The 18350-nt window shown below is 46.7% G+C and carries 15 protein-coding genes and 1 tRNA gene; 10 read left to right on the top strand and 6 right to left on the bottom strand.

Annotated elements, in window-relative coordinates; translation table 11 throughout:
- Positions 1 to 25 precede the first annotated feature (25 nt).
- The 5 genes from BWI96_RS12640 to BWI96_RS12620 form a co-directional block, all read right to left on the bottom strand.
- Positions 26 to 3109: an efflux RND transporter permease subunit gene (locus BWI96_RS12640; protein ID WP_232793707.1), complete on the bottom strand. Its 3084-nt coding sequence runs from the start codon at positions 3107 to 3109 to the stop codon at positions 26 to 28.
- Positions 3110 to 3217: 108 nt separating this feature from the next.
- Entirely contained in the window at positions 3218 to 3520 is a 303-nt protein-coding gene (locus tag BWI96_RS12635) for a DUF190 domain-containing protein (protein WP_106636988.1), read from the bottom strand.
- A gap of 113 nt (positions 3521 to 3633) precedes the next feature.
- Positions 3634 to 4593, bottom strand: coding sequence for an efflux RND transporter periplasmic adaptor subunit (locus BWI96_RS12630; protein ID WP_157830353.1), 960 nt, complete (start codon positions 4591 to 4593; stop codon positions 3634 to 3636).
- Complete coding sequence (locus tag BWI96_RS12625) at positions 4593 to 5831, bottom strand: TolC family protein (RefSeq protein ID WP_106636986.1); 1239 nt, start codon at positions 5829 to 5831, stop codon at positions 4593 to 4595. Before BWI96_RS12625 ends, BWI96_RS12630 begins: the two co-directional genes overlap by 1 nt.
- A gap of 412 nt (positions 5832 to 6243) precedes the next feature.
- Positions 6244 to 6316, bottom strand: a tRNA-Phe gene (locus tag BWI96_RS12620).
- Between the two features lie 300 nt (positions 6317 to 6616).
- On the opposite strand from BWI96_RS12620, the gene BWI96_RS12615 reads away from it, so the two are divergent.
- The 5 genes from BWI96_RS12615 (at position 6617) to BWI96_RS12590 (ending at position 12136) form a co-directional block, all read left to right on the top strand.
- On the top strand, positions 6617 to 7621 hold the full coding sequence (locus tag BWI96_RS12615) for a sugar phosphate nucleotidyltransferase (protein ID WP_106636985.1): 1005 nt from the start codon (positions 6617 to 6619) through the stop codon (positions 7619 to 7621).
- Positions 7622 to 7922: 301 nt separating this feature from the next.
- Positions 7923 to 8711: a lipopolysaccharide assembly protein LapB gene (locus BWI96_RS12605; RefSeq protein WP_106636983.1), complete on the top strand. Its 789-nt coding sequence runs from the start codon at positions 7923 to 7925 to the stop codon at positions 8709 to 8711.
- 47 nt (positions 8712 to 8758) lie between these two features.
- A complete protein-coding gene (locus BWI96_RS12600; protein WP_157830352.1) occupies positions 8759 to 9619 on the top strand; it encodes a tetratricopeptide repeat protein in 861 nt (286 codons plus the stop codon).
- A gap of 103 nt (positions 9620 to 9722) precedes the next feature.
- Positions 9723 to 10466 carry a DUF4292 domain-containing protein gene (locus tag BWI96_RS12595; RefSeq protein ID WP_198555247.1) on the top strand — a complete coding sequence of 248 codons (744 nt, stop codon included), beginning with the start codon at positions 9723 to 9725 and terminating at the stop codon, positions 10464 to 10466.
- Positions 10467 to 10519: 53 nt separating this feature from the next.
- Entirely contained in the window at positions 10520 to 12136 is a 1617-nt protein-coding gene (locus tag BWI96_RS12590) for a murein hydrolase activator EnvC (RefSeq protein WP_157830350.1), read from the top strand.
- Positions 12137 to 12208: 72 nt separating this feature from the next.
- Here the strand turns inward: BWI96_RS12590 and BWI96_RS12585 are convergent, their stop codons facing one another.
- On the bottom strand, positions 12209 to 12388 hold the full coding sequence (locus BWI96_RS12585) for a hypothetical protein (protein ID WP_106636979.1): 180 nt from the start codon (positions 12386 to 12388) through the stop codon (positions 12209 to 12211).
- A gap of 462 nt (positions 12389 to 12850) precedes the next feature.
- Here BWI96_RS12585 and BWI96_RS23315 point away from each other — a divergent pair, with 462 nt between their 5' ends.
- The 5 genes from BWI96_RS23315 (at position 12851) to BWI96_RS12570 (ending at position 18322) form a co-directional block, all read left to right on the top strand.
- Positions 12851 to 14866 carry a TonB-dependent receptor plug domain-containing protein gene (locus tag BWI96_RS23315; protein WP_369804160.1) on the top strand — a complete coding sequence of 672 codons (2016 nt, stop codon included), beginning with the start codon at positions 12851 to 12853 and terminating at the stop codon, positions 14864 to 14866.
- Positions 14851 to 15861, top strand: coding sequence for a TonB-dependent receptor domain-containing protein (locus BWI96_RS23310; RefSeq protein WP_369804159.1), 1011 nt, complete (start codon positions 14851 to 14853; stop codon positions 15859 to 15861). The genes BWI96_RS23315 and BWI96_RS23310 overlap by 16 nt, the downstream gene beginning before the upstream one ends.
- A gap of 212 nt (positions 15862 to 16073) precedes the next feature.
- Entirely contained in the window at positions 16074 to 17255 is a 1182-nt protein-coding gene (locus BWI96_RS12575; protein ID WP_232793706.1) for a SusD/RagB family nutrient-binding outer membrane lipoprotein, read from the top strand.
- Between the two features lie 56 nt (positions 17256 to 17311).
- Entirely contained in the window at positions 17312 to 17713 is a 402-nt protein-coding gene (locus BWI96_RS22405; protein WP_232793705.1) for a SusD/RagB family nutrient-binding outer membrane lipoprotein, read from the top strand.
- 27 nt (positions 17714 to 17740) lie between these two features.
- Positions 17741 to 18322, top strand: coding sequence for a hypothetical protein (locus BWI96_RS12570; protein ID WP_198555246.1), 582 nt, complete (start codon positions 17741 to 17743; stop codon positions 18320 to 18322).
- Positions 18323 to 18350 lie beyond the last annotated feature (28 nt).

The following is an 18350-nucleotide window of genomic DNA, read 5'->3' as shown; positions in this document are numbered from 1 at the left end:
GTTATGAGTAGCGGTTATTCTTTTTCTATTCCAGCTCTGATTTGGGGCTGATAACAGCCGGACGGCGTCTGGCCCGGCGTTCTAACAGCAGAAATAATGGAGGAATTAATAAGGGAGCAAAAAGGAGCGTGGAAGTAAGTCCACCGATGATTACAGTAGCCAGGGGCCGCTGCACATCCGAGCCGATTCCCGAGGAAGTAGCCGCCGGAACCAAGCCAATGATCGCGACAATCATAATGGCCATAATTGCCCGAAGCTGTTCTTTGGAAACTTCATAAACGGTTTCAAATAAATCACCCCCCGCCGTTTTCGCCCGGTTAAGGGCCGAAACCAGTAAGACACCTGCCATAACTGAAATCCCGAAAATCGATACAAAACCTACCCCAGCCGATACATTGAAGTTATATCCCCGCATCAGCAAAGCGGTAATGCCGCCACCTAAGGCAAAAAGAATACAGGTTAACGTCAGGAAGGTATCCTGGAAATTTTTAAAGAGCAGATATAAAAACAGGCTTACCACGACAACCGTCAGCGGAATGGTTAATAAAAGTTGCCCACCGGCTCGTTCCAGGTTTTCATACTGGCCGCCGTAGATGACTTCGTAGCCTTCGGGAATGGTAACCTTTCCACTAATCTTACCCTGTACTTCTTCTACAAAGCCGCCCTGATCCCGACCCCGAATATTGGTGCGGACAGTAACCATGCGTTTGCTGTTGATGCGGTAAATGTTAGTTTGGCCCTGTACATACTTAATGTCAGCCAGCTCGCTCATCGGAATTAAGGCACCTGAGGCCGCCGGAACCTGCAACTCCCGAATCACGTCAATTGAGTTACGGCTTTCGGGGGTAAAACGAATGACTAGATCATAACGGCGGTCTTCATCGTAAATCGTGCCCACATCCTTACCGCCAATGGCCGCTTCAACCATGGTTTCAACGTCAGAAACATTGACGCCGTAGCGGGCCGCAGCCTGTCGATTCACCTGAATGGAAAGCTGATCCTGTGGGCCTTCCTGTTCAATATTTACCGCCACTGCTCCTTTGGTTTGTTTGACGATGGCAGCAATGCTATCGGCTTTGGTACGGAGCAAATCCAGGTCATTTCCCACGACGGAAATAGCTAAATCTGCCGCCGAGCCCGTTACAATTTCCATAACCTGATCAATAATAGGCTGTCCCGAAGAAAAGAACGAACCGGGAAAGGTATTCTGAAGCTCGGTTTGAATCCGGGCCACGAGATCTTTTTTTCGTAGACTATCCGTCCAGGTAGCGTAATCCTTTAATCCCACGAGAATTTCAGTTCGGTTGGGAGGGAAAGGGTCGGTTCCCGTATCATTTCTTCCGGTCTGGGTAATGACAAAATCAACGGGGTAATTTTTAGCAATAATCTGCCGGATTTTAGGAGCAATTTTGGCGTTTTCCTGAATGGTAACGCCCGAAGGCATAAACGAACGCAGGAATATCGAGCCTTCATCCAGCTCAGGAAGAAATTCCGTTCCCAGTTTAACGCCCATGCCAATCATCACAAAAACGACTGCAAAACCGACGGTTAATACCAGCTTAGGTCCGCGAAGTAAGTGTGTGAGCAACCGAGCGTAGCCTTTTTCGAAGGGATTCAGCAGGAAGTTTTTATGCTCTTTTGCGGGCTTAGCCGACGGGTCCAGCGATTTTTTAAAGGCAAAAGAGACCAACACCGGAATAAAGGTAAGAGCCGCCAACATGGAACCTACTACGGCAAAAGCCAGGGTTAGGGCCATGGGTCGGAAGAGTTTTCCTTCTACCCGCTGCATGAGCAGAATGGGTAAATAGGCCAGAATGATAATGGTTACGGAAAAGAAAATTTCCCGACCTACTTCCTGAGCTGCCGAGAGGGTAAGGGGTATAATGCCCCGCTGTTTTTCTTCCTGCGTGGCCGAACGATACCTTCGAATCAAATGCTCAACCATCACGCAGGCTCCATCGACAATGATACCAAAGTCAATTGCTCCCAGGGAAAGAAGGTTAGCCGGGATGCCCGCAATTTTCATGAGCATGAAGGCAAACAGCAGCGAAAAGGGAATGGTAATGGTCACCACCAAAGCCGCCCGGAAACTACCCAAGAAGAGGACCAAAAGTACAATGACAATCGAAATGCCCTCAAACAGGGTATGGGCTACCGTTTCTAAGGAGTGATCAATTAAAAAGCTCCGGTCATAAAGCACCCGTAGGGTAACGCCTTTAGGTAAATCACGAGCCTGTAATTCGGCCATTTTGGCTTTTAGGGCTTCCAGAGCTTCGCTGGGGTTTTCGCCCCGTCGAAGCACGACGATGCCTTCTGTTGAACCCGTAATGTCAACTTTAGCTTCCCGTACATTATAGCCCAGAATACCCGAAGGAGCTGGCGGAGAGATTTCCACCCGGGCTACGTCGGATAGGAAAACAGGCACGCCGTCAATGGCCGTAAGCACGATGGTTTCAATGTCCTTGGGCGTTTTTAAAACGCCTAATCCCCGCACGGCAAAGCCCTGTCCGCCCCGGTCAATGAGGTTACCGCCGGTGTTCTGGTTATTTTTGCTGACAGCCTCCATGACGTCCGTAAGCTTGAGGTTGTACTTGCGAAGCTTGGTGGGGTCTGTTAGGATATGAAATTCTTTTAGTGGCCCGCCGAACGTTACCACATCCGCAATGCCGGGAACTTGCAGTAACTGCGGTACAATTCGCCAATCCTGTAAATCCCGAAGTTGCATGGGCGTATAGGTTGGCGGAGCTTCCACGACGTAACGGAAAATCTCGCCCACGGCGGTGGTCAGCGGAGCTAGCTCGGTGGTTACTCCATCGGGCAATTCGGCATCGGCAATGCGTTCAAGAACCTGTTGCCGGGCAAAGTAATCTGTGACGGTTTCGTCAAAATTGAGCTGAACTACTGATAACCCAAAAATCGTACGTGATCGGCGATCCGTGACGTGGGGGGTGTTATTAAGAGCCCGTTCAATGGGAATGGTGACTTGTTGTTCGACCTCTTCGGCTGCTCGTCCATCGTACTTGGCAATGACAATGACGTTGGTATCGGCAATGTCGGGATAGGCTTCGATTTTGAGCATTCGAAAACACCAGTATCCCAGACCCATCATGCTGTTGCCAGGGCAATAACCACCCACCGATTCTTGAGGGAAAACAATAATAAACTGCGAATCATCGGGAATGTTAGCAAAGACTATTGGCCCAAAGCCAAGGGTCGGTTAGAAAATTTCTATGGGGTAAGCAATGATTTGAATCCGGGGAGAAAAGCTGCGAATCTCGCGAAGCGTAGCTCTTACCTTTTCCGTTTCTTCTTCAAACAGAATCACCACGGGCGGCTCGTCAAAGGAAAACAAAGCTCCGGGCTGAATAATGCGATGGTTCCCAATGCCACTAATGCCTTCAAACACCGAAGCCTGAGCAATGTCATGAGCGACCAGCCATTGCAGTAAGGTTAAGTATAAGGGATGCCCGTGAGCATCCATTTCGTCTTTATTAAGTAAAATCTGAGCCTGAAGCATCATGGTAGTTTTCAGTTTTCTGTTAAGAGTTTGCAGTTTTCGAATCAGTAAATACTAGAGGTTAGGAAAACTTGACCCTTACTCATTCTATCATTCACTCCTTCAACATTGAAGCCCTAAAACCCGAAGCTGATGCCTTTGAGCTGCATGGCGTTTTCCGTTACCACCTGTTCTCCGGCTTTAAGACCCGAGAAAATGACCAGGGCGTTACCCGTTTGCTGGCCCGTCGTTACTGAGCGGCGTTCGTAGGTCAAGGGCTTGGTTTCCACAAAAAGATAATCCTTACCCTGAATGGTCACCACGGCGGACTGGGGAACTGAAAGGTAATTCCCTTCGGCCAGACCAAAACGTACCGTGGCAAACATGCCGGCTTTGAGTTTTCCACCTGCGTTATTAACCAGAATACGAAGTTTGATCATGCGGGTCTGAACATCAGCGATTTCGTTAATGGCCTGAAGAACTCCAGAGAATTCCTCGTTTGGGTAAGCTGTAAAGGTTAGCTTGCAGGTCTGACCTTTTTTCACACGGGTAAGCTGGCTTTCGGGCACCTCGCAAACCACCCAGGCCGTATGAGGACGTGCTTTTAATAATAGTTCTGCCGGAAAACCACCCATTTGCAGCCGGGCTTCGTGCTCAATGACGGCGGCTTCTTCGTTATCCAACTGGGTTTCGGCTTCGAGTACATCCCGTCCCGTTCCGGCTCCGTTGGCTGCCAGATCTTTGGCCCGGCTTACGTTGACTTTAAGCGTTCGGATGTTAATGCGGTGTTGAAGCAGTTGTGTGTAATGAGCAGCTAGTTCGGCATCGTTAAAGAGAACCAGGTTTTGATTTGGGTTTTCCTGAGAAGCTAGTACGGTCGCCGCTACCTGAGCCGGTGCTTCAAAATGAGCCACCAGATTACTCGTGCTGGCAGTAATGGTTTTAAAGGCCGAAGCCATTTCCTTCGTAGGTAAAATGAGTACTTTGCCGTCCTGCTCAACGGTGGGGCGTAACAGTTCGGGTGGGGCTTTCTTTTCGGTTTTCTGACAGGCCATTATGCTCAGAAGCAGGGCCAGAGCCGCGATATATTGATTCATTACCATTGAGAGATTAATCCAGAACTGTATAAGACGTCAACAAAACTTTTTCGGTATTCAAACAGGGCATCGTAATAGGTCTGACGGGTGTCATACCAGGTACGCTGGGCTTCGAGGTAATCCACCAGCGTGGTAGCTCCCTTGAGATACGCATAGCGAACCGAAGCCAGTACTTTGTCCGATTGTAGCAAAAGCTGCTCGTATTGCTGAAGGGTTCGCTGATGATTTTGAAAGGATGTTAAGGCATTTCTGAGTTCGACGCTGATGCGTTTTTGGAGAAAAGTAAGCTGATCCTGAGCCTGTTGTTGAAGAATTTTAGACTTCTGAATTTCCCCCTGATTCCGGCTAAAAACGGGTAACTCAAAAGTCAGGAACACGCCCGCGTAGGGGATGGCATTCTGTGGGTTCCAGATGGCTCCCATTTCATTGGCTGGTTTGGCCAGTACCTGTTGAAGCTCCCTATTTCGATTAGCCGCTTCCAGACCACTGCGGGCGGCCAGTACGTCTGAACGCTGGTTCTGGGAATACGTTAATAAGCTATCTACGCTAAAAGGTGAAAGCACGGGATCGTTAATGTCAAGCTGGATACTATCGGGCTGACCCATCTGAATGGTAAGCTCGGCCAGTTCATTCCGATACAGTTGTCGGGCCGTGCGAAGTTGCAGGGCATTTTGCGTAGAAAGCACTTCCGTCCGGGTAAGGTCCGTTGTACTAACTACCTGATTGCGGAGCCGCACCCGGTTGAGATAGACCAGGCTATCCAGGTTAATCTGGGTTTGTTCCAGAAGCGTCACCTTCGTAGACGCGTACCAGGCATCCAGCCACAAAAGAGCCGCATCGCGAAGTACATTCCTTGAGGTTTCCTTGACGTTATTGGCTGACAATTGAGTAAGCCCCTGAGCCAGACTTACTCGTCGGCTACGTTTACCATAAATATCAAATTCTTTGGTAAGCTGGAGCCAGAACTGCCGATTTTGGCGACTTAAGAAGGTACCATCGTTGGGCAAATGCCGAGGAGAAAGTTGAAAAAGGGTTTGATTATTCAAGAAAGGATTACTCTTCAATCCAGCCGTAATTTCATCCGATTGGGTTGTGGCAACATCCAGATTTTGCAGTCGTAGGGTAGGGTTACTCTGGCGAACTTGTTCGAGGGTTTTTCGGAACGAGTACAGCGTCTGGCCCCAACTGGAGCTCACCACGAGCATTACCAACCCGATGGTCAGTACCTGTATTCTCATGTATTAACGTTTTTGGGGATAATAAATCAGGATATGCACCAGTCTAAAACAGACTGATGCCTGATAGCCGAGATAAGACGTTAGAAGGCTATGAAAGTCAAATGGCCGCTAATTTCGTTTTTGGAAGTGGAAAAGGATGGTTTGGTAGTGTTAATTTTTGATGAAATAGTGGTAAGGAAGTGGTTGGGTTTGGGCGTATTACGTCTGGCAAAAAGAGCAGATTTAAGGGGCAAACGCAAGTAATGTAGATTAGAAGAGTATTAAAAAACCTGGTAAGGTGATAGGAGAGCAGAGGGACTAAAAGGCAGAAATGAAATCGGATCGTTCAGGTTCTGAAAAGTATTCAAAAGTATTTTTCCAGAACATAAAACAAAAAAACGGCATTGATGGAATTCAATGCGTTTTAGAGATGTGGTAAAGGGCGGGTTCGAACCGCCGACACACGGATTTTCAGTCCGTTGCTCTACCAACTGAGCTACTTCACCTTATTTTCTTGTCCCTGACTGGTGTGTTTTGGGACTGCAAAAGTAGTGACTGAAATAGCCGAATGCAATACCTGTCTGAAAAAATTTCCCAAAAAAGTTGTTAATGATTGATTATCAGGATGAAAAATTTTCAAAAAAATCTAAAAGCCGGATCATAACTAAAAGTTGCTCAATCAGAACTATCCCCGTATGTTTGCACACAGTCTAAAATAGATGCCATATTTTTGATAACGCTGAATAATCAAAATCAATAGGTAGGAATTATTCACACAATCAAAGAAGCGTATTACTAGTTAAGTCATGAATATAATTATTCCCATGGCGGGGATGGGCAAGCGAATGCGGCCTCATACGCTCAGTATTCCTAAACCTCTTATTCCTATTGCCGGAAAACCGATCGTACAGCGTCTGGTAGAAGATATTGCCAAAGTTTGTGCGACTCCCATCGATGAAATTGCGTTTGTCATTGGTGATTTTGGACAGGAAGTAGAGCAACGCCTGCTGGCCATTGCCGAGTCAGTAGGAGCGAAAGGACGCATTTGTTACCAAAATGAGCCTCTGGGTACAGCTCATGCTATTTTGTGTGGCGGTGAAAGCTTAAAAGGTAACGTGATTGTTGCCTACGCAGATACATTATTCCGGGCGAACTTTCATCTGGAAACGGAACAGGATGCCATTATCTGGGTGCAGGCGGTGGAAGATCCCAGTGCGTTTGGCGTGGCTCAGGTCAATGAAAACGGCGAGATCATCGGCTTCGTTGAAAAACCCCAGACCTTTGTTTCAGATCTGGCCATTATTGGCATTTATTACTTCAAGGATGGAGAAAACCTGAAGAATGAATTACAATACCTGGTGGATCATGACATCAAAGTATCAGGGGAATATCAATTAACCGATGCCATTGAAAACATGCGTCGTAAGGGAATGAAATTTATTCCCGGTCAGGTGCAGGAATGGCTCGATTGCGGTAATAAACAGGCAACGGTTGAAACCAATCGCCGTTACCTGGAATTTGTGAGCGATCAAAATCTGATTCACCCTTCGGTGAAACTGATTAATTCCGTCGTAATTCCTCCCGTTTTTGTGGGGGAAAACGCCGTGATTGAAAATACCGTGCTGGGCCCTCACGTGTCGGTTGGCAAGAAAACCAGCGTGAAAGACTCCGTGATCCGCAATTCCATCGTACAGGAAAATACGGTGATTGAAAGCGTAAATCTGGAGAATTCAATGGTGGGTAATTTCGTGCATTTGACCAGCAAAGCTGCGGATCTGAGTGTAGGAGATTACAATTCCATTACAGTATAGGAATGCTCTTCATAACGACTGAGTAATCAACTTTTTAGTTGAAAAATCAGACTGATTTTATTAATACTTTTGCTATTGAAATTATCTTCACTGGCGAAAGTATTAATTGTATCTGACCCTTCGTTGATGAAAACAAAGGGGGAGGAAATGTAGGTAAGGGTATTTCCTTCAAAGAAACATTTACGGGCTACTAACCAAAGTACCCCTTTCAAAGTTTATCTATCAGCGTTAGTAATTCCGCTGGCCATAGATTGCCTCCAGTGAGTTTAAGAAGTTTCGAGCTAAACCCGCACAGCTGTGTATGAAAGCAATCGCGTTAGGGATAGTAATGGCTGTATTGAGTTTGCCAGTTTCCGCTCAACAGAAAAAAAAGAAAGAAGCCCTCACTTCGGAACAGAAGGCAGAGGCTGAACGGGTATTTACGGAGGGCATGAAATTCTTCATGCAGGATGAATATGATCAGGCTATTCCCATTTTTGAAAAAGCCCTGGAATTATCGCCTGACAATTCGGGTATTCAGTTTTCATTAGCTAAATCTTACGAGAAAAAAGGCGATACGGACAAGGCGTTGCCACTGGCCGAAAAGTCGTTCATTGCTACGCCCGAGAATCGGTACTCAACGTTATTGTTAGCGGATTTATACGAGAAAAAAAACAAGTTTGCTGAAGCGGCCAAATTGTATCAGCTCTTGTTTACCCGTTACCCCGACAATGCCGAATACGCTCTGGAGCTTGCCTCGCTCTATATGCAGCAGGATCAGTATCCTGAGGCTTTGAAGGTGTATGAGCGGCTGGAAAAATCGCTAGGGATAACCGAAGAGATTAGCCGTCAGAAACAGTTGGTATTACTCAAACAGGGAAAAGTGAATGAAGCCGTTTCTGAAGGGCAGCGTTTGATTAATTCCGATCCCGGTGAAGTAGAATACCTGGTTGAGCAGGCGGAGCTTTTAATGACGCATGACCGTTCGAACGAGGCTATACCGGTACTAGAGAAAATTCTGCAACTGCAAAGTAATAATGCTCAGGCTCACATCATGCTGGCTGAGTTATACCGCAAAAAGGCGACCTTAAACGCTGCAATGAAGAGTTAGCCAAAGCCTTTTCTGATCCTTCGCTGGATGCGACAACCAAGGCCCGCGTGTTGACGAGTTACATTGCCATGCTGCCGCAGGAAACCAAAAATGAAGAAGTTTTGAAGTTTGCCAAAGCACTCGTAGAAAGCCATCCTGAACAAGTGCAGGGGCACGTCATTCTGGGAGATTTGCTGGCTCAGCGGGATGAAAAAGCCGCCGCCCGGGATAGCTATATTAAGGCTGCCCGGCTGGATAAATCACTCAATGAAGTCTGGCAACGGGTTATCCAGCTCGATGGGGATCTGAACCAAATGGATAGCGTCATTACGCACTCGGAAGAAGCTTTGGAAGTATTTCCCAACCAGGGTATTTTCTGGTACGCCAATGGCTCGGCTTACCTGGCTAAAAAGCAGTACAAAAAGTCGAGCGAATCCATGGAAGAAGCCCGGCGTTTGACAACGGATGCCAATTTACTAGGCTTTATCTACGCTCAACTCGGCGATGCCTATAATGCCATGGGCAAATTCGATGCTTCGGACCATTCCTACGAAGAGGCCCTCAAACTGAATGCCAATAACGAACATGTCTTAAACAATTACGGCTATTTTTTGTCTCTTCGAAAAGCCAAGCTAGAGAAGGCTACTGAAATGACGAGTCGGCTGGTAAAACTATTCCCCGAAAATGCAACGTATTTGGATACGCATGCCTGGGTGCTTTTTGTGAAAGGGGATTATGCCAATGCCCGCAAATTGCTTGAGAAAGCTACCCGGTTAGATGCCTCCAATGCCACTATTTGGGAGCATTATGGGGATGTTCTTTTTCAGTCCAACGACAAAGAAAAAGCCCTTGAGATGTGGAAAAAGGCCAAATCATTGGGAGAAACTTCCGATCGTCTGGAAAAAAAGATCTCGACGGGTTCTATCTAGCCTGATCATCGCTCCAAAGGGGCCTTACGTAAAAGCAATGAAATACTGGATGTTATACGCCTTTATAATCGTTTTTTCATTAAGCGGTTGTAAGCGGCATAAAATGCAGAAATCAGCAACAGGTATTACGGTTGATACGCTCCAGAAAGGAGAAATATCGGTTCGTAGCCCGGAAAGTAAAGAGGGAGAGAACGTTAATTTCACGATCAAAGACGTGGATTTTTCGTACCTGACTACGCGATCAAAAGTTGGTTTTAAAGCGGGAAACAGCGGCATTGACAATGCGGACTTAACCCTTCGCATGAAAAAAGACAGCATCATCTGGTTTACCGCCGGGCAATTTGGCATTACCGGAGCCCGTGGTCTTATTACCCGTGATACGGTGACGATTGTTAATGTGCTGGATCGGAGTTATACCCAGTTAAGTTTTCAGCAATTAAGTGCCCGCTTCGGAATTGAGCTTAACTTTGATCTTTTGCAAGCCATAATCATTGGTACTATGCCCTGGAAATACGAGCCCGCCTCGGTCTCTAAAACCAGCGAGGCTTATTGGGTTCATCAGCAAGAGGGATCTTTAGTCATTGATAATCAGATTAATGTAGAAAATAACAAGCTTACAAACGTGAAAGCCACGCAGGGAAACCGAACGCTCGATCTAGCCTTTTCTGATTTTAATTCGTTGAATTCCTTTTTGTTTCCCTTTACCAGCCAATTGCAGTTACAGGCTCAGACGGCGGATGGGAAAACAGCCCAGACCTCGATTGAGTTGCGGCATAAGAAAGTGGATTTAACGCAGGAAAAACAGAGTTTTCCTTTTAGCATTCCATCCAGGTATACCCGTAAATAAGTTGGTCTGAAAGGCCTCAATTATACTGGTTTAACTATTTGTCTTTTAAAATCTTGAGTACCCCCAAACGTCATTCTATACTCCATTGGCTGCGGCGGCCCTCTCTTCTGTATCTGGGAGTAGGGCTTTTCCTGTTTTTAGTGCCCATGTCGGAAGCTCACGCTCAAAAAGGGAAGAAAAAAACGACTCAGCGTCAGCAGCCTGCCTCAAAGGCTAAGAAAGCTTCAGGGCAGAAGGCATCGGCAAAGGTCGCTCCTAAAAAGCAGCAGGTTCCCGTTAAAAAGACGACTACCCGTCGGCCCACTTCCCGGAAGACTTCGTCAGGGGGTGGAGATGAGATGGTCATCAAGCAAAGTCGTCAGCAACTGGAAGCCGAAAAACAGCAAAATCAGGAGCGAATCCGGGAAATCAACCGTGTACTAGGGCAGACTGCCACTAAAAAAACGGCCACCTTAACCGAATTGAAAGCCCTCAACAGCAAAATTGAAACCAAGACCAAGCAAATAGATCTGCTGGCTCAGGATATAAATTTATTGAACAGCGAGATGAAAGGCCTCTCGGTACAATCGGCTGGTCTGGCCCGGGATTTAAAAAACCTTAAGAAAGAATACGCGGCCATGGTCTTTGCAGCTTCGAAAACGGCCAACACGTATAATAAACTCAGCTTTTTATTCTCGGCCAATAGCTTTAACTCGCTGGTGATGCGGTACCAATACCTGCGTCAGTATACGGATGCCCGCAAAAACCAGGCCCGGCACATTGAGCAAGTGCGGGGAGAGTTAAATACCAAGCAGCAAACCATTAAGTACAAACAGGTTCGTAAAAAAGACGTTTTACAGGCTCAGGTGAAAGAAAATGAGTCTTTAGAAGAAACAAAAGAGCGGCAGGCCGTTGTCGTCAACGAGTTAAGTAAACAGGAAAATACCCTTAAATCGGAGCTTACGGAGCGTACCAAAGCCATTAATCGACTCGATAACATGATTCGGGTTGTGATTGAACGGGAAATTCAGCGGGCCGCCCGCGAACGCGAAGAACGCCTCAGACGCGAGCGAATTGCCCGCCAGCAGGCCGAAGAACGCGAAGCCGCCGCCCGGGCCAGAGCCGAAGCTGCGGCGAAGGCTGCCGCCGCTCCAACGCCTGAAAAAGCCAAAGAAATTATCGAAAAAGCGGACGAGGCCTTAGCTAAAGCTCCTTCTGCTGAAGAGGTAGTCAAAAGTAAAGCGGAAGCCCGAGCCATTGCGGCTGCTCCCGAGGCTGAAGCTGGAGCTACCTTTGGCTCTTCCCGAGGCCGCTTGCCCTGGCCTGTTCGTTCGGGATATATCTCTGAGCATTTTGGTGTACACTCACCCATGCCCGGAATCTCGGTGAAAAATCTGGGTGTGGATATTGCTACTAATGTTGGCGAACCCGTTCGGGCCGTTTATGATGGCATTGTTAGAAATATATTTTCACTTGCGGGCGTAGGAACGGTAGTTACGATTCAGCACGGAGAATACTTTACCATTTACGCTAAACTTTCCAGTGCATCCGTATCTGAAGGTCAACGGGTAAACGCCCGGCAGGTCATTGGAACAGCGAAAGCGGATCCCGATGGAGGTGCTGAAATTAATTTTCAGATTTGGAAAGGCACTGGCAAGCTGAACCCCGAAGGATGGTTGGCTGGTAAGTAACCAATGTCGTATAAAAGCAAAAAGCCGTCCCTGCTATTAGACAGTGGGCGGCTTTTTGCCAGGTGGAAGTTGTTATTTTTTAGAACCCTCTTCGATATTTTCAATAATCTTTTCTAATAAGGTAGAATCAGTGTTAGGAAAATCGGAATTTTCTCTGGTTTCTACACTGGAAGGTTCTTCCTGATTGCCTTCATAATTAGGTTGTGGCTGGGGCTTAGGAGTAACTTTACTCCTTTCTTCATGGGTATTCATGGTCGTAAAGGTTTACTTGTTGCAACTATAAGACTAAAAAACCGTACCCTAGTTAAGCTATAAAAATAAATAATTCACTTATTTAAGAAATAAATTTTCCGTATTAATAAGCTCGAGCTCATCCTGCCTGCCTTGCTATTGTAGCTATTTCTGTATTGCCAAGAGGAGACTCTACTCATAAATTGACGTACTTGTCGTAATAAGAACGTCCTAAGGCCCTGCTTTAGTTCTGATCCCGATCAGAACTAAAGCAGGGCCTTGTATTTCATACCTCTTCGTCAGGTGTAATAATTAAGGCTAATTGCGAAAAGTACATAAAGGGTAAGCTTTGCCAAATTATATTTTTTTGATGTGCCTTAGTACTTAAATAACCTATTGAAATTTTATAAATATACTTTTATAAAATTTTTGATAATAGGTAATATCTTTACAGCAGTTACCCCAAAACCAAAACTACCTTATATGAAAAAATCTCTGTACTTCATCCTAGGGATGATGTGCTTGGCCTGGACGTCTGCCTGGGCCCAAGATCGCAAGATCACCGGTAAAGTCACGTTTGTTGACGACGGAACGGCCCTGCCAGGGGTCACAGTGCGAATCAAAAACACCGGAACGGGTACAAATACAGATGCCCGTGGTATGTTTAGCCTCACTATTTCGGGAAGTACCACCACGCTGGTTTTTAGCTCAGTAGGTATGCTCACTCAGGAAGTAGAAGTGGGGAATCAAACGACGGTGGATGTAGCTATGGCCTCCGACGCGAAAGGCTTGCAGGAAGTCGTGGTAACCGCTCAGGGGATCGTCCGCGAAAAGAAAGCTCTGGGTTATTCAGTTACCACTTTAGAACAGAAGCAGCTCGAGAATAGGCCCCAACCCGACATTGCCCGCGTCTTACAAGGCAAGATTCCTGGTGTAAATATTACCTCTACCTCCGGGGTATCAGGTACGGGTACCAGCATCAACATTCGTGGGTTTTCTTCCATTACGGGTTCTACACAACCGCTATTTGTAGTCGATGGGGTACCATTTAACTCCAATACCAACGGTCGGGGTAATTTTACCGAGGGTGGGCAGTCGTCTTCCAGCCGTTTTATGGATCTGGACCCCAATAATATTGAAAATGTAACCGTACTGAAAGGCCTGGCGGCAACGGTAACCTACGGGGATCAGGGCCGGAACGGCGTAATCTTGGTAACGACTAAAAACGGAACGAAAAAAGCTCGTCCAACCGAGTTCTCTGTTACGCAATCTTACTTTACCAACCGGGCTCACTTACCGCATTATACTGATAAATACATCGGTGGATTCCAGCAAAACTTAGGGTACTTCTTTAGTAACTTTGGTCCAACGCTCGACGAAGCCTATGCGTATCCTTCTCAAAATAAAAACACAGCCTTATCGACGCACCCTTACGCCAATTTCTCAAATGCCGCTCTGCGGGGAGCCTTTGCCGATTATGTCGCTTCTCAGGGTCCTTACCGGTTACAGATTTATCCAAATAACGTACGGGACTTTTTCCGCACGGGTCAGATTTCCAATACTTCCCTTAATATCTCGGGTGGAACGGATCGGGTGAGCTATAATATCTCGGCAGGATACAATGCTGAGCAGGGCTATGTTCCTGAAAATGGCATTAAGAAAATCACGCTGGGCACGGGCCTAAATGCTCAGTTAACCAAAAAGCTACAGGTTACTACCTCATTTAACTTCACTAATACGGATCAGTATTCACCCCCGTTGAGTGGAGGTACGGGTAATAACGCTTTGAACTTCCCTTCGGTACTGGCGAACGTGATGTACACGCCGCGTCAAGTGGATTTGATGGGCTGGCCTTTTGAAAATCCTATCGACGGTAGCACAGTCTATTTCAGAAGTGGAAATGATATTCCTAACCCTCGTTGGATTCTTAAAAATTACAAGACTACAGGTCAGGTAAACCGGGTTTTCTCGGCTACTACGTTCACCTTCGATTTGGCGAAAGACCTCACACTTTTATATAAAGTTGGTTTAGACACCTATATTGAAAAGCAGCGGTACATGCTGAACAAAGGCGGTGTGTCCTATGTCAACGGTTTTTACGCGACCTACGACATTCAGAATACGATCTGGGATAACAGTATGATCTTGTCCTACTCCAAGTCCTTTGGTGAGAAGTTTAGCTTTTCGGCCCGTGCAGGCGGAAACATGCGGAACGATTACACACGTTATTCGGGTGCCACTAGTGAAAATCAGTTAGCTCGTGGTCTCTTCCGTCATAGTAATTTTATTAATAACGTTGCTTTTGACAGTGAAGTTGAGCAAACCCGTATAGGGGTTTTCGGAGAGGTAACCGCCGATTTCAACAACTATCTGTACTTGAATTTAGCGGGTCGTAACGACTGGACTTCTACTGTTGAGATACCCAACCGCCGGATTTTCTATCCTTCGGCCAGCCTTTCCTTCGTGCCTACAACGCCTTCGGCATGCATTCGGATGTAGTTAACTTTTTAAAGGTAAGAGCGGGCGTTGGAACGTCAGCAGGCTTCCCTTATCCTTACTCTACCCGAAACATCCTCGATCAGAACGCTCGTGCCTGGCTTTCTGCCAGCGGAACAGCTTTGCAGTCGCAGTCGGTGAATAACACACTGGGTAACCCCAATCTTAAACCTGAATTACACACCGAATACGAAGCAGGTGTGGAAGGTAAAATCCTGAATAATAAAGTTAGCTTTGATCTGACGGCTTATCGGCGTATCACGCGGAATCTGATTACCAATTCTCCTCTGGATGCTTCAACGGGTTATACAGCTACGACGACCAACATTGGTAAAATCAAAAATGAAGGTATCGAAGCCAGCGTAACGATGACGCCCATTAGCCGGGGAGATTTTACCTGGAATGCAACGGTGGTCTTTAACCGTAACAAACCCAAAGTAGTAGACCTGGGTGGAACGCTTCAGGAAGTACAGATCTCAGGTTTTGGCGGAACGCTGGGTAACTACGCCGTAGTAGGTCAGCCTTTTAACGTAATTAAAGGCATCGGTTTCCGTCGGAACGAACAGGGACAGCTTATTGTCGGTGGTGATGGTTACTTATTATCTACGGCTAGTCCCGTCGTGTTAGGTGATCCTAACCCTGCTTTTACTACAAGCTTGATTAATAGCTTCTCTTACAAAGGTTTTACGCTGGATTTCATGATTTCTTACCGCCACGGCGGAGCCATGTATTCTACGACGGCAGGAGCACTGCTGGGTCGGGGAATGGTGGATCTGGCGATGGGTAAGAACGGCGGTTTTGATCGTGCACAGACCATCATTGTTCCTGGTGTGAAACTCGACGGAACTCCGAATGATATCCAGATCACTGCCTCGGATTTCTACTTTAATAACTACTACTTCTTTGGCGACGAAGGCCGTATTTATGACGGCTCGACCATTCGTTTGCAGGAGGCTTCGCTGTCGTATCAGTTCCCTAAAGCTTGGTTTAGTAGCTAGCAATCAAAGGAGCATCGCTGTCTTTTACGGGTAATAACCTCTGGTACAGAGCTATTCACTTTCCTAAAGGACTCAATTTTGATACCGATAACCTGGGTCTGGGTGTAGGAAATGGGCTAGGTTTTGAATTCCTGACGGGACCAAGTTCTCGCCGTCTGGGAGGTACCGTCAAGCTAACCTTCTAATCCATACTCATCCGAAAATATAAAAAGATGATCAAGAAATTAAGTTTCGCTTTGCTGGCGGCACTAACATTGAGTGTAAGCTCCTGTAAGCTGGATCTGCTCGATAACCCCAATGCCGTAACCAACAGCAACACTGATATTAACTATTTGCTTAACAATATTCAGCTGAATTATGCCACACACTTCAATCAGGTGAGTGATCCGGGCATGCGATTAACCCGAATGCTGAATCAGGGATCGGCTATTTACGAAAACGCCGTTTCGCCTAGTAACTATGATGATACCTGGAGTAGAGCGTATGCCAGCTTGTTAACCGATATTAAAACGCTTATTCCGCTGGCGGAAAGCTCGCAATTGTATGTACACGCGGGAATTGCCCGCACAATTCGGGCTTCGGTTCTTCTGAATCTGGTAGATATGTTCGGCGATGTGCCTTACTCCGAAGCGATTGATCCAGCCAATTTTAATCCCAAAGTGGATGCCGGAGCTACCGTTTATGAAGTGGCACTTAAGGATTTAAATGACGCTATTTCCAATTTTGCGGCTAATTCGGCGAGTAGTCCTTCGAGTGATCTTTACTTCTCTGCCAGTAAAGACAATTGGACCAGAACGGCGAATTCACTCAAGTTAAAGGCCTATCTTAACCGTCGGTTAGTAGATAAGTCGGGGTCAACTACGGCTATTAATGCCCTGATTGCTGGAGGAAAACTCATCTCGTCGGCGGATCAGAACTTTACCTTTAAGTATGGCTCGAACTTGACCAATCCTGATACGCGTCACCCGAGGTATGGGTATAGTAACACCGGAGCTGGAGATTATCAGTCGAATTCCTACATGGGAACGATGTATTACTCCAAGGGTTTCGTTGATCCCCGGATGCGGTTTTATTTCTACCGTCAAACGATTAAAAATCCGACGGACGTAAACGCTCTTCGTTGCATTACTAACTCAAAACCTAATCACTTTTCGGCGTCGGATTTCTTCTGCTTGCCAACGGATGTGGGCTACTGGGGACGCGATCACTTGAATAACGAAGGTATTCCACCCGATGGATTACTGCGGACGGCTTTTGGGGTATACCCTGCCGGTGGCCTTTACGATAACAATGCCGGAACAGGCGTGTTTTTAGGAGCCGGAGCAGGTGGAGCAGGTATTCAGCCTATTATCATGCGTTCGTTTGTAGACTTTATGCTGGCAGAATCAGCCTGACTCTGGGTACGACGGGTTCGGCACGGAGTCTGTTACAATCAGCCGTTGAAAAGTCGATGGCCGATGTGCGAGCCATGGCCTTAGCCACCACCGAAAGTAGTAAGATTACCAGCTTCGAAGCGGCTAATAATATTGTCTGGACGACGGAAGTCAGCAAGTACGTAGCCAAAGTGCTTGAGAACTACGACGCTGCCACAACCGATGACGCTCGCCTGAACGTGATTGCCACGGAATACTGGTTGGCCCTATACGGGAATGGTGTTGAATCCTATAACCTGTACCGCCGAACGGGTAAGCCCGCGAATATGCAACCAGCTTTGGAGGCTAATCCGGGCTCTTTTCCTCGCTCGGTATATTACCCGGCTTCCTACATCAATCGTAACGCCAATGCTAAGCAAAAAGCCGGAGTTACCGTGCCCGTTTTCTGGGATAACAACGCAGCGAATCTGTTAAAATAAAGGTAAAAATTACTGATAATCAGACACATGATTGCACTGAAAAATAAACTGATCCTAGGTTTGCTGGCTACGGCTATGCTGGCCTGTAAAACCGATATGATCAACCGGATCGATACTGAAGAAATGGAAAACGGCGGTTATGTTCGCACAGTAACGCCTTACCCGGTATTATCCAGTACGTTCTTCTTTAATAAGGCTGCTCTCTCAAGCACGGCTATGAGCTTTGTTGCCGAGGCAATTACGCCTAATAAAGGAAGTTATTTATCTTCTTATGATTTAACGATTGGTTTTGTTGATAACACCCGAAGCCGGGGCAGTAACGCTTCGGTAAACCCGCTGACTTTAAAATCCATTGCCGCTTCGGCCTTTGCCAAAAACGATACAACGGGTTATCCGCGGACGGTGATTTCAGTAACGGCTACAGAGGCCCTGACTACCTTGAAGCTCCCCGCTGACAGTATAAACGTAGGGGATTACTTTGAAATCCGTGGGACGATGAAACTCACTACGGGTCAGAGCTTTAACGCTAACAATACCGGAGCCAACATTACTGGAGGAGCTTTCTATAGTTCTCCCTTTTACTACCGGGTAAATGTGGTAAGCCGTTAAGGAGAGTACCCTAGTAAACAGACGTAAT

Source organism: Siphonobacter sp. SORGH_AS_0500, from assembly GCF_002838835.1.
In the GTDB taxonomy this organism is placed as follows: Bacteria; Bacteroidota; Bacteroidia; order Cytophagales; family Spirosomataceae; genus Siphonobacter.
This window is presented reverse-complemented; position numbering and strand designations above follow the sequence as displayed.